We start from the raw sequence: 12,589 nt of genomic DNA, 5'->3' as shown, positions 1-12,589 counted from the left end.
ACCAGCGGGAGCGAGCGTGACGGAGATGCCCGACGGTGTCTCGGTCCGGCGAGCCGAGCCGGCGGACTACGCGAACGTCGCGCCGATGCACTGCCAGAGTTGGCGATTGTCACACCGGGGAATCGTGATCCCAGAGCTGCTCGACCTCTTCGATTGGCAGACCTGGGTCGATCGGGAATACCCGCTAGCGTTGAGCCGCGCCGGGTGGGCGATGTGGCTTGCCGAGTCGCACGGCCACGTCGTCGGAGTGTGCATCTTTGGGCCGGAGCCGGGAAACCCTGGCCACCTTCAGATCGACGCGCTGTATGTCGCCGCGGGACATGAACGCCGGGGCATCGGCAGCCTCTTGCTCGACCATGCGCTCAGCTCTGAGCCCTCGCATGACGCCGTCCTGTGGTGTGCCGAGATGAACCATCAGGCGCAGTGCTTCTACCAGAAAAAGGGCTTCCGGCGCGACGGACGATCCGTCCTGTTGACCCTGCTACCGGGTGTGCTGGCGGTACCCCAGATAGGTTTCACCCTGCATCGATCCACCGGCCAGGGCTGAGTCGCCCTACCGGTCACAATCAGCCGCGTGGCAGGCGGATCTTCCACCGCACGAAGCACAGGTAGGCAACGCTGATCACGGCCAGCATGCCCATGTCGAACCACCACGCGCCGGGCGTGTGATGCCAGTGCGAATCCTTGGGAGTCAGCGGGCCGGGCACCAACTTGATCAGGTCGACGGTGGACGCCGAGGCCGCAAATCCCCAGCGCGCCGGTGTGGCCCAAGACATCTGGTCGAGACCGGCACGCCCGGTGACCGGAATCATGCCGCCGGAGAACACCAGCTGCGACATGACCGCGACCACCAGCAGCGGCATGATCTGTTCATTGGATTTGGCGATAGCCGATAACGCCAGTCCGAGCATCGCCGAGGCGACGCAGGTCAACGCGACGTCGGCGAACAGCTCCAGACCCGGCTTGCCCAACGCCACCGCACCCTGCGTCGGGCCGCCCTTGCCGATCAGCACGATGATCGTGACGATCGCCGATTGGACCACCGCGAACACGGTGTACACACAGATCTTGGCGATCAAGTACGCGGTGGTGGACAGGCCGACCGCCTGTTCTCGCCGGAAAATGGGCCGCTCCCCGATGAGGTCACGGATGGTCAGTGCGGTTCCCATGAAGACGGCGCCGACATTGAGCAACACCAGGATCTGGCCAGGCTCGTTGGGGGCATTGCCCATCGGATTGGGGAAACCGAAGCCGACGTCACCGGGTACCGACATCGACAGTGAACCCATGATGAAGGGCAGCAACGCCAGAAAGACGAAATAGCCGCGGTCGGAGACGATCAACCGGATCTGCCGCCGGGCGATCGTGGAGAACTGCCGAAACAGGCTGGTGTGCGACGGATCGCCCAACTCGGCGGGTTGCTCGGCCGGCGGTGGTGGCGGCGGCGGGCCCGTGCGCGACAGATACCGGGCCTGGGCGCCGTCCGGGTCGTCGGCGACCGTGCTGAAGATGTCGGCCCAGTTGGTGGTGCCCATGGCCGGGCCGATCTGGTTGGGCGGCCCGCAGAACGCCGTCTTGCCGCCGGGGGCGAGCAGCAGCACCTGGTCGCAGACGTCGAGGTAGGTCAACGAATGGGTGACCACCAGCACCACCCGGCCGGCATCGGCCAACTGTCGCAGCATGGTCATGACCTGGCGGTCCAGCGCTGGGTCCAGGCCCGACGTCGGCTCGTCGAGGATCAGCAGCGACGGCCCGGTCAGCAGTTCCAGCGCTACCGAGGCTCGTTTACGTTGACCGCCCGACAGCTTGTCGACCCGGGTCTCGAGATGCTTGGACATCTCGAGTTCCTCGAGTACCCGGGCAACCACCTGTTCCCGGTCTTCCTTGGTGGTGTCGGGCGGTAACCGCAGCTCGGCGGCATACATCAGCGCTTGTTTGACGGTCAGCTGGCCATGCACCACGTCGTCTTGCGGGACCATGCCGATCCTGCTTCGCAGCGAGGCGTATTCGGCGTGCACGTTGTGGCCCTCGAACGCCACCGTGCCGCTTGTCGGATGCGTGTAGCCGGCCACTAACCGCGCGAAGGTCGACTTACCCGCCCCGGAGGGACCGATGACGGCAGTGAGCATTCCCGGGCGCGCGGTCAACGAAATGGTGTCCAGCAGCGTGTTGTTGTTCTCGATCGTCCACGTCACCCCGCGCACATCCAAACCGCCGGTGCGCGTCTCCAGCAACGTCTCTTCGCGGCGCGCCAGCGCGCCGCCGGCGAAAACCAGATCGATGTTGCCGATCGTGACCACGTCGCCGTCGTGCAGCAGCGCCGATTCGACGCGCACCCCGTTGACGAAAGTGCCGTTGATGCTGCGGTTGTCGCGGATCTCGGTGCCGCCGGGCGTCGGGACCAGGGTGGCGTGGTGGCGCGACGCCAGCACCTCGGGGATGACGATGTCGTTGTCGTCGGCCCGGCCGATCCGCAACGAGCCGGGCGGCAACTCCCCCGCGGCTTTGCCGGGCCGCAGGATCTTCATCATCGACGTCGCGATGTTGCCCGTTTCACCGCCGGGACGGACCGCTACCGGAGGCGGCGGACTCGCCGCGGGTGGGCGGTAAATCTGCGGTGCCGGCTGCGGCCCCGACTGCGGGCGGACCGGTTGAGCGCCGGTCGGGTAGTGCGGCGGCGGCCCCGACGGCGGCGCGTGCTGTGGCCCGCCGGGCGGTTGGGCGGGTATCCGGGTAGTCGGCGGTGGCTGCTGTGCCGCTTGTGGCTGCGGTGGCGGCTGGTGCGGCTGCCATTGGGCGCCGGTCTGCGGCGCAGCGTGCGCCGGCCAGGGTCCGCTCGGGATAGGGGGCACCGGCATCGCCGTCGTCGGTGGTGGACGTCCGACAGAACCTTGCTGGCGGCGACCGACCTCGAAGTCCAGTGCCGGACCATCGGGATTGCCGATGTTGATCCGCTGGCCGTCGTGGATGTCGACAACCGGTACGCGGCGGTTGTTGACATAGAGGCCGTTGAGGCTGCCGTTGTCGATGGCCATCCAGCGGCCCTGGTCGAAGCGCAGCAATAGGTGTACTCGCGAGATCAGCGGGTCCGCGACACGGACGTCGGCGCGTAGATCACGGCCGATAACGACATCGTGGCCTGCTGCGAAGGTGCGCTCAGCTCCGTTGTATCGCACGGTCAGCACTGGCGGCGCGACTGTTTGGGTCATCGGGACCAACTGTAACGGCAGCAGCGCCAACTGCAGAACAGGACGCGAATCAGTGTTCGTCGCGTGGAATCGGTTCGAACATCGTGCGCTGGGCCGAACGCCCAGGCGACGGAGAGATTGGTCAACGAGACCCGGCATCCGCCGTCGAATCCGGCGGCACGCAGGACGACCTGTGCCTGGTTGCATGAGAACGCGGATAAAATTCGTTGCCTAACGATTCCCACGCGATCGATTGGGAAAGCCGGGCAGGCGCCAGCCAGCAGCAAGGAGATCTCGATGCGTCCCTGTAAGCGGCCCGTGGCCGTGTTAGCGACAGCGGCACTGGCGTTCACCGCCGTGCCAGAAGTGGTCGCCATCATGGCGCCGTCCGCCCAAGCGAATGCGGATGTCTGCGTCAATGCCGGCCGACGAGTCTCGGTCAGCGGATGCACCGACATCGCCGACGCGGTAGCTCCCTACGTACCGCCGCCGTCGGAATACGCCCCGTTGCCGGAAGACTATCCGCCTCCCCCTCCCCCGGCGCCGAATGTCAACGTCTGCGCCAATGTCGGCCGGCGCATCAGCGTCAGCGGGTGTGTGTAGTCGCTGATTTGTGCATCGCTATCGGCGCCCAGTGGGTTGAGCCGGGGACGTCGCGTGTCTAAGGGCTATGGGTTCGCTGTGCATGTTGCCTCAGGTTGAGACTTTGCCGCAGCGTATTGCACACCCCGGCGGCAAGCCGGCCGATGCCACGGGCGCTTTGTCCCATCCCTCTGGCACTCGAGAGATCAATCAACCCTAGGCACGCGGGTCGTCAGCGCCAACACTATGCCGAGTCGCGGAAGTCATGACCAGACAAGAATTTTCGAGCGCGACTTGATTGCCGCACAGTGGTGCGCGGGTTATCGACACTAGGGACCCTTGGTCGCTAGGAGAAGTGTGCTTGATCCGCGGTGGTACCCAAGGCGGGGCCCGCTCCCGCGCCAGAGCATTCGCCGTACCGAGGCCGAATGCCCTTGTTGATGGCGCGGCGGCGTCTTGGGTCATAACGGGAGGTTCTTGATGATTGCCCACATCTGGATGGCGTTGCCGCCGGAGGTGCATTCGACGGCGTTGAGCAGCGGTCCCGGGCCCGGCCCATTGTTGGCTGCCGCGGACGCGTGGATGTCCCTGAGTACTGAATATGCCGACGCGGCAGACGAATTGACTGCTTTACTGGCCGATGTGCAGGCTGCGGACTGGCAGGGTCCAAGCGCCGATAGCTATGCCGCCGCGCACCTGCCGTACGTGGCATGGTTGACGAAGGCCGCCACCGACAGCCCGGATGCAGCGGCCCAGCATGAAACCGCGGCTGCGGCCTACAGCTCCGCGTTGGCGGCGATGCCGACCGTCGGTGAGCTGGCGGCCAACCACATCACTCACGCGGTGTTGATGGCGACGAGTTTCTTTGGGATCAAAGCAATCCCGATTGCGCTCAACGAGGCCGACTATGCGCGGATGTGGGTCCAGGCCGCGGTCACGATGAGTGTGTACGCTGCCGTCAGTGGTACGGCGTTGGTCGCGGCACCGCATACCCCGTCGGCCCCCGCCATCGTCAAACACCACGTCGGTCACGTTGGGAGCTTTCCTCCACCCCCCAAACCTCCCTGGTGGAACATAGTCTGGCAGCTGCTTGAACGCTGGCCCAAGTGCTGGACCAGGCGCTATGGCAGTTGGTCGGCGAGCTGGCCGGGTTCGGGGTTGACATGCTCTTCGACCCGCTTCAACTCCTGGTCGCGTACGTGGTCTTGCTTGCCGGCTATGTGCTTCAAATGGTGAAGATACTGAACCTTCTCATCAGCGACCTGCTGGTATTGCTGCTGGACCAAGTTCAGCTGGTACTCCTCTTTCTCGATATCACGCTGCTGTGGATGAAGGCGGTGGTCCAGGAGCCCGCTGTGTTCCTGGGGAAAGTGCTGGGAACGCTGTACTGGGCGGTCGACAACGCAGCTGCGGCGGTGGTGCAGGCGACACGCGAGCTGCTCGGCGGTGCCGCAATGGCGGCGGAAATGGTGGGGGTTTCACCGGCTGTGCCGCAAACCGGTGTTGCAACTCCCTTGTCGATGGGCGGGTTCGCCCCACCAGTCGCACTGTCGGCCGGTACCGCGCCGGCAACCGGCTCGGCCACGCATGCGGCCGCAGCGGCGAGCTCGGTGGTGGCGCACGCTGGCGCTCCCGGTTCTTCAGCCGGGTCGCAGATGCTGGCATCCGAATCGGGCGCCGAGATCTCAAGGTTTGCTGGGACCGCGCCTCATGGGGCCGTTCTGCGACCGGCCGGGTTCACGGTATTGAGCAGCGAGTTCGGAAGTGGCCTGGCGGTGCCGATGTTGCCGGGTACCTGGGATTCAAGCATGGGATGTGCGATGTCGAGCATCGCCAGCTGAGCACCGCCGCCGACAGCACTTGTGGCGAGCCCGTTCGAGATTGCGGAAACCGCCGTCCATGGGTAGTCGCGGTGATCAGGGCCAGCCGTTGCTGCGGCGAATCTCCTCGCGGCATTGACGGCGGGTCTGGCCCGTCTGCTGCATGCAGATGCGGATCGGCGATTCCTGCTCGGTGGGCAGCGGCGACTCGGTGGGTTCCGCGGTAGCGGTGATCGTCGGACTCGCGACCGTGCCCGGGGTGAGCGACCAGATGGTCGTGTTGGTGCCCTGCAGGGTCGAGCAGTAGGCGGTCGCCCCGGTCTTGGTGACGCCGGTACTGCCCTGCGGTGCGCAGACGGCGCCGATGACCACGACTGGAGCCGGGGCCGCCGAGGTAGTGGTTTCGGTCTGTGCCGCCGCGGTAGTCGACGGTGTGGTCGGCGGCGTCGTCGGGGTAGCGGAAGTCGCTGCCGCCGAAGTGGTGGTTGTCGCCGGCGAGCCGGACGTCGTTGCGGACACGGCGCGCTCGTCGTCGGCCCGCTGGAACTCGCGGAGCGCCACCGCGATCGCGATGACCAGCAGTATCGCCAGAACCGCAGGGATCAGCACGGCTGGTCGCTGCAGCGACCGTTTGGCCGGCGGCACGGGCACCGCGACCGGTCGGGCGAGAGTTTCGTCGGTATCGCCACCGCCGCCCAACCGATGGCCGAGTGCCCGGGCGAAGTCGATGCAGTGCTGATACCGGTCCTTGGGATCTTTGGCCAGTGCCTTGGCGAATACCGGGTCGAGGTCCGCGAGGGCAGGCAGCCGATCACCGATCGGCGGGGGTGACGCGCTGAGGTGCTGGCTGATCACCACGGCGGGGTTGGAGTGCTGGAACGGTGGGGTGCCGGTGAGCAGATGGAACGCCGTCGCTGCCAGGGCGTACTGGTCGGCCCGGCCGTCGAGGTCTTGACCCATCAGCTGTTCGGGCGCTGCGTAGGACACGGTGCCCACGGTCATATTGGTCGCTGTCAACCCGCTGGCTTCGCCCACCCAACCGGCGATCCCGAAGTCGGCCAACATGATTCGCCGATCTGCGGAGTCTGGCTTGGCGATGAGGATGTTGGCGGGCTTGACGTCGCGGTGCAGCAGCTTGTGTTCGTGGGCGTAGTCGAGCGCTTCGGCCACCGCAGTGATGATCGCGGTGACCTCGGGGCCCGGCATCCCGTCGGGATACCGCTCGCGCAGCAACCGTACGGCGTCCACACCGTCGACGTAGTCCATGTCGATCCACAACTGGCCGTCGGTTTCGCCCCGGTCGTGCACCGCGACAATATGCGGATGCCACAGTGAAGCCGCGGCGTCGGCTTCACGGTTGAAGCGTTCCCGGTACTCGGTGTCGGCGGACACCTCCGGCCGGAGTACCTTCAGGGCATCCTGGCGGGGCAGTCTCGGGTGCCGGGCCAGGTAGACCTCGCCCATCCCGCCGGAGCCCAGCTGTCGGACGATGGTGTAGCCGGCGAACGTCGAACCTTCGGCGAGCGGCATGGCGGCATCGTAGCTCGCCATGCCGTTGAGGGGTCGAGGAAGTGGGTGTCCGCCCAGGTCAGGACCTACCGGCTGTGATGATTCACACGAGTGCCGCGCCGCCCGGCTCCCGGTTTACCGCGTTTTCGACGCCAAGACGCCGGGTAACCCGGGTCCATGGGCAATAGCGACGATGTCTTTCCCGACGACGTGCCCGTCGCCGATGCCGTTGAACAACTGCAGCCGACCGGGGACTCTCCGTCGGACGACCTGTCCGGCGGATCTGACGGAGCCGACCCGCCCTGGTCTCAGCTCGACGACGTGCCGCTCGAGACGACGGCCTACGACTGGCAGGAGCAGCGGGAAACGGTGCTGATGGACGACGAGCTGGATGAACCGCTGCTCACGCTAAACGCTACCCGGCTGCCGCGGCGGGCTAAACGCTACCCGGCTGCCGCGGCGGGCTAAGCGCTACCCGGCTGCCGCGGCGGGCATGCGCGCAGTGACCTCTTTGACGAAGTCGCCGAGGTATCGAATGGCCCGCCGGCCTTCCGGCAAGATGTCTGCCGCCAGCGGGAAATCGTGAATTTGGCCGTCCCACAGGTGCAGATCACACCGGATTCCCGCGGCGGTGAGCCGTTTCGCCATGAGCTCAGCGTCGGCCAGCAACAGTTCGTCCGAACTCGCGTGGATGGCGACGGGCGGCAACGGGGATAGGTCGGCGTCCACCGGGGACTCGACCCGACGTGAGGATTTCGGCCGCTCGTGTGGAAGCTGCACCTGGCCCAGATACCGAGCGAACATCGACAGGGCCCCGCAGGTGAACATCGAACATCGACGTGCGTTGCGGTGGGCGAGCTTGCGGGCCGGATCGGGATCGGTGAAGGGCGAGACGGTGGCGATGCCGGCCGGCTTCGCGAGGCGGCTGCGGATCGCCGACAACGTCGTCATGAACGCCAGGTACCCGCCCGCCGAATCGCCCGCCACCACGACCTGCCCGCCGTCGAAGCCTTGATCCTGCAACCAGGCGAGGCCGCTCAACGCATCCTCGATCGCGTCGGTGATCTGGTGCGACGGCAGCTTGCGGTACCCGACGTTGAGCACACCGGCATCCGCGGCCCTCGACAACCGGCACACCAGAGAGCGGTGGGTGTTGAGCCCACAGGTGAGGAAGGCTCCGCCATGCAGGTAAAGAATTGCCCGTGTCGGGGAAACACCCGGCGCTCGAACCCATTCCGCAGCACAGTGGTCGAGGCGTACCGGGTCAATCCTGGCCGACGACCGAAAGCGCGGCAACAAACCCGCTAAGCCGTCGATGTAATCAAATGGCCAGCGCAGATTCGGTTGGATGGCCCAGGCACGCACCGCGTTCTTCACGATCAACCGGGTGGCAAGTGAGACGGCAATTGATTGCGGACTGTGGCGATGGTGAATTCGCCGGCCATCCGCCTTCCTCGCCCGTGCGTGCCGGGGATTCTTTATCGTGACCATTGCGATCAACTCCTCATGATGGCCAATGAATACCCTGGCCGGTCACCACCAAACTGAGGTACTTGCCTGTGCCACGAGTAGGATTCGTCACGTTTACTCGACAAACCACGGGGTATACCGCTATTGCAGTGTGTCGGGCGCTATGGGTACCAGTTGCTTGTGCCCCTGGTCGGTCAATAAATGTGCTTCCGCAAATTCGCAAGGGTCTTTCGGGTCCTTTTCGGGTCCTTTTCGGGTCCTTTTCGGGGTCTGGTTAACCGATCGGCACCGGAAGGCAGTTGAGCTTGAGCAGGCCCGCTATTCCGCTACCACCGGCAGCGGAACTGGCCGTCGAACGCGGCCGTATGATGAACCGACGCGGGGCAGGTTCGACCGTAGCCAGCGAAAAGGGCGCAAAGGAGGCCGTGTGCCGATATTCATGGTCGAGCGCACCTATGCCGAAAAGCTGGAACCCACCTTCGAGGTCGCCGATGGCATCAATCGGATCAATGCCGAGGAAGGTGTTCGTTGGCTGTATTCGTTCCTGTCGGCGGACAAACGAAAGACATATTGCCTCTACGAAGCACCCTCACCGGAGGCGATCCGAACCGCTGCTTCCCGGGCCGGTCTTCCGGCCGATGTCATCGTCGAGGTCAGCAAACGCGTCTTGCCGGACGGCGCGTCGACCGACATTTGATCGTCACCCCAGCAGTTGGTGGTCGGCGGCATACATCACCGCCTCCGTGCGATTGGCAGCCCCGGTCTTGATCAGAATGCTGCGAACATGGTTGGCGGCTGTGTTGGTACTGATGTAAAGCCGTTCTCCGATGGCCCGGTTGCTCAATCCCGCTGCCAGCAGCCGCAATACTTCGACCTCCCGGTCTGTCAGCCCATCCGGCCCCGTCATCAGCAACGAATCCACCAGGCCAAGAACCCGCACCTGACCGATCGGCCGGGCGATCGCACAGGCCCCGTCGGCCAGGCGCCGGGCATCCTCGGCTCGCCCGCGCGATGCGGCAAACAAGGCTTGGCGGGCCAGCGTCTCGCTCACATGGACGACCGAACCCATCCGCCGGTCCATCTCCAGCGCGGTGCCGAAAAGGCGCTCAGCCGCCTGATTGTCACCGCGCTGGGCCGCAATGCGGGCCAGATACCGGTCGGCGCTACCGAACAGCGCTACGAACTGGCCCGCCAACAGGTTCTTGCCGGCATAGCGGGCAACTAACGGGCGCAGTGCGTGCACCGCCTCCACCATGAACACCAGCTCCATCGGCCACTGAGCCTCGTCGGTGTGGTCGCCGAGATTGCGGTTGAGCAAGTGGTCCAGGGCACGGGCCATGCCGCGTTCGCAGTTGAGCTCGGTGTACAGCGCCAGCCGGCCGGGGACCCAGCGGCCGGCGAAGGTCTCGCTGCCGTCGACGAAGCCGGCGAATCTGTCCAGCCCGCCGGTTTCGCGGCGGATCATGAACATCTGTACTCCGTGCGAGCCTTCGGTTCCGTCAGCGCCAAACGAATTGCCGGTGCGCAACGCGATGTCGGCCCACCGTTTCGCACCGGGGAAGTCGCCGCGCAGAAATGCCAGTGCTTGCTCGACGCACGCGCTGATGAAACCGAAGAAGGGCTGGCCGCAGGCTTGTACCGATCGCTGCATGTCGGCGGCCGAAGCGGCCAGTGCCTCGGGAGGCTGAGCTGGTGCTCGCTGACGGGCGGACGATGACGGCCTCGGAATCCCAGCACCCCGACCTGTTCTGGGCATTGCGCGGCGGCGGCGGAAACTTCGGGGTGGCCACGTCGTTTACCTTCCGGTTGCATCCGGTACCCACCGTGATCTGCGGTCCCACCGCGTGGCCGGCATCGGCCACCGCCGACATCCTGAGCTGGTACCGGGACTTCCTGCCCGCCCAGGACGAAGATCTCTACGGGTTCTTCGCAGCCATGACCGTCCCGCCGGTGGCGCCGTTCTCCGAGGCTTTCCACCTGCACAAGGCGTATGCGGTGGTGTGGTGCTACACCGGCGACCCGGCCGCAGCCGAGGAGGTGTTCGCCCCGGTGCGCCAGATGGAGCCGGCCTTCGACGGTCTCGGCGCGGCACCCTATCCCGCGCTGCAGTCCACCTTCGACGCCCTGTATCCCAAAGGGCTGCAATGGTATTGGCGTGGCGACTTCTTCCGGACCATCGCCGACGGTGCCGTGCAGGCCCACGCCCGGTTCACCGAGGAGCTGCCGACCATGCACTCCACCATGCACCTCTACCCGGTCGACGGCGCGGTGCACCGGGTCGGCCAAACCGACACCGCCTGGGCGTACCGGGACGTCACCTTCTCCCAGGTGATTGCGGGGGTCGACCCCGACCCGGCCAACGCCGCGGCCCTGAAGCGCTGGACCGTGGACTACTGGGACGCCACGCACCCGTTCTCGGCGGGCGGCGCGTACGTCAACTTCATGATGGACGAGGGCCAAGACCGGGTCCGCGCGACATACGGTCCGAACTGTCGGCGCCTCAGCGAGGTCAAGGCGACATACGACCCGCACAACGTGTTCCACATCAACCAGAACATAGTGCCGGCGGGATGACCGGCACCGGATCCGTCACGTCCAGCCGAGGGCTTGCGGAACCATGTAAAGCCCGAAGGCGATGACAACCAGGCACAGCGTACGAGTGGTGTACTTACGTACCCCACTCATGCGCCATTGCTCGGGCAGCGCGCGGGCTTCCAGCACCAGCAGCAGCCCCAGCACGATGGGTAGCAGCAAGGCGTTCATCACTTCGACATCGACCGCCAGGTTGACCAGGTCGACGCTGCCCAGGACCAGTGCCGCACCGACGAGGTGGGCAAGAGCGTAGGTGGTGTAGAACTTGGCGGTGGCCCGAGTGGGCCGCTGGTTGAGGGTGTGCTGCCACCCGAAGACTTCCGACAGCCCCCAGGCACCGGCCAGCGAAGCGACGATCGCGGCGACCAGGGCCGCGCCGAGCATTCCCAAACCGAACAGCACGGTGCCGCCGAATTCGCCCAGATACGGCGTCAGGGCACCGGCGATCTGCCCGACGGTTTGCAGGGGAGCCGCCTCCTGATGGGTCCCGATGGTGGCCGCGACGGTCAGCACCACCGCGATCATGATCAGTTGGGTCAGCACCGCGCCGGTGGCGGTGTCGTAACGGGCCTGCCGGATCGTGGCCACCGACAGGTGTTTGTCGACCACCGCACCCTGTTGATAGAAGATCATCCAGGGCATGATGACCGCGCCGACATTGGCTGCGACCAGCAGCAGATAGGACGAATTGCCCAGCGGCATCGACGACAAGCCGGCCAGCAGCGCGTCCAGCTGCGGACGGGCCATCACCATGGCGACCAGAAATGCCAGCTCGGCCGCGCCGATCGCCAGGCCGATGCGCTCGACCCGCCGATAGCTGCCGGTCAGCGCCAACGCCAGCAGCATCGTGGTAGCGATCGGGATGCTGACCCAGCGCGAGACACCGAAGAGTTCGCCGACCCCGGCGACCCCGACGAATTCGGTCAGCAACGCCCCGATCGCCGAGGCGAACAGCGTGAACGCCGACAGCCATGCCCAACCGCGGCCGAATCGCTCTCTGATCAATGCACCGTGGCCCCGGCCCGTCACGATGCCCAGGCGCACGGTCATCTCCTGAACGACATAGAGGATCGGCATCAAAATCAGTTGCGGCAACACCATCCGATAGCCCCACTGGGCACCGGACTGGGCCGCGGTGATCAGCGAGCCCGCGTCGGTGTCGGCCAGCATCACCACCAGGCCCGGACCCCACACCGCCAGCAGTGCCCACCGCCGCCGTCGGGGGCTGCCCACCGATCTTGGCGACGAACGGTCCTCGGATGCCCCGCTAACCCCGGTCACGGCTCGACTGACCCCTAGATGTGACAGCAAACGTGATGCGCCATACCGGGTTCTTGTCGAAGCCAACACCGGCCTGCCGGTACTCCTTCGAAAGACTGCCAGCCAAGGCGGATGAACCACAACTCGCGCCGGTATCCCAAGATGGTT

10 protein-coding genes and 1 pseudogene are annotated in these 12,589 nt (G+C 65.8%); 6 read left to right on the top strand and 5 right to left on the bottom strand.

The window, feature by feature from the left end; genetic code table 11:
• Positions 1 to 25: 25 nt before the first annotated feature.
• Entirely contained in the window at positions 26 to 547 is a 522-nt protein-coding gene (locus tag EET10_RS13945; RefSeq protein WP_244601943.1) for a GNAT family N-acetyltransferase, read from the top strand.
• A 19-nt stretch (positions 548 to 566) separates the two neighbouring features.
• On the opposite strand, the gene EET10_RS13940 is transcribed toward EET10_RS13945, so the two are convergent.
• The gene (locus tag EET10_RS13940) at positions 567 to 3,209 is read right to left on the bottom strand and encodes an FHA domain-containing protein (protein WP_122502790.1); all 2,643 of its coding nucleotides are present in this window, start codon (positions 3,207 to 3,209) and stop codon (positions 567 to 569) included.
• Positions 3,210 to 3,485: 276 nt separating this feature from the next.
• On the opposite strand from EET10_RS13940, the gene EET10_RS13935 reads away from it, so the two are divergent.
• Together EET10_RS13935 and EET10_RS30855 are read left to right on the top strand one after the other, a co-directional pair.
• Positions 3,486 to 3,791 carry a hypothetical protein gene (locus EET10_RS13935; protein WP_036403484.1) on the top strand — a complete coding sequence of 102 codons (306 nt, stop codon included), beginning with the start codon at positions 3,486 to 3,488 and terminating at the stop codon, positions 3,789 to 3,791.
• Positions 3,792 to 4,250: 459 nt separating this feature from the next.
• A pseudogene (locus EET10_RS30855) lies at positions 4,251 to 5,611 on the top strand (PPE domain-containing protein).
• A 75-nt stretch (positions 5,612 to 5,686) separates the two neighbouring features.
• On the opposite strand, the gene EET10_RS13920 reads toward EET10_RS30855, so the two are convergent.
• On the bottom strand, positions 5,687 to 7,120 hold the full coding sequence (locus tag EET10_RS13920) for a serine/threonine-protein kinase (RefSeq protein ID WP_036403489.1): 1,434 nt from the start codon (positions 7,118 to 7,120) through the stop codon (positions 5,687 to 5,689).
• A 156-nt stretch (positions 7,121 to 7,276) separates the two neighbouring features.
• Between EET10_RS13920 and EET10_RS13915 the strand changes: the two genes are divergently transcribed.
• On the top strand, positions 7,277 to 7,567 hold the full coding sequence (locus EET10_RS13915) for a hypothetical protein (RefSeq protein WP_122502232.1): 291 nt from the start codon (positions 7,277 to 7,279) through the stop codon (positions 7,565 to 7,567).
• A gap of 3 nt (positions 7,568 to 7,570) precedes the next feature.
• Here the strand turns inward: EET10_RS13915 and EET10_RS13910 are convergent, their stop codons facing one another.
• Positions 7,571 to 8,590 (bottom strand): alpha/beta hydrolase, encoded by a 1,020-nt coding sequence (locus EET10_RS13910; protein ID WP_036403223.1) that lies wholly within the window; start codon positions 8,588 to 8,590, stop codon positions 7,571 to 7,573.
• A 406-nt stretch (positions 8,591 to 8,996) separates the two neighbouring features.
• Here EET10_RS13910 and EET10_RS13905 point away from each other — a divergent pair, with 406 nt between their 5' ends.
• Entirely contained in the window at positions 8,997 to 9,266 is a 270-nt protein-coding gene (locus tag EET10_RS13905) for a DUF4242 domain-containing protein (protein WP_103801658.1), read from the top strand.
• A gap of 3 nt (positions 9,267 to 9,269) precedes the next feature.
• Here EET10_RS13905 and EET10_RS30230 read toward each other — a convergent pair whose 3' ends face one another.
• A complete protein-coding gene (locus EET10_RS30230) occupies positions 9,270 to 10,220 on the bottom strand; it encodes a helix-turn-helix transcriptional regulator (protein WP_246013635.1) in 951 nt (316 codons plus the stop codon).
• 41 nt (positions 10,221 to 10,261) lie between these two features.
• Here EET10_RS30230 and EET10_RS13895 point away from each other — a divergent pair, with 41 nt between their 5' ends.
• Positions 10,262 to 11,143, top strand: coding sequence for an FAD-binding oxidoreductase (locus tag EET10_RS13895; RefSeq protein ID WP_246013634.1), 882 nt, complete (start codon positions 10,262 to 10,264; stop codon positions 11,141 to 11,143).
• A gap of 15 nt (positions 11,144 to 11,158) precedes the next feature.
• Here the strand turns inward: EET10_RS13895 and EET10_RS13890 are convergent, their stop codons facing one another.
• A complete protein-coding gene (locus tag EET10_RS13890) occupies positions 11,159 to 12,394 on the bottom strand; it encodes an NRAMP family divalent metal transporter (protein ID WP_218028464.1) in 1,236 nt (411 codons plus the stop codon).
• Positions 12,395 to 12,589 lie beyond the last annotated feature (195 nt).

This window comes from Mycobacterium pseudokansasii, from assembly GCF_900566075.1.
GTDB classification, from domain to species: domain Bacteria; phylum Actinomycetota; class Actinomycetes; order Mycobacteriales; family Mycobacteriaceae; genus Mycobacterium; species Mycobacterium pseudokansasii.
This window is presented reverse-complemented; position numbering and strand designations above follow the sequence as displayed.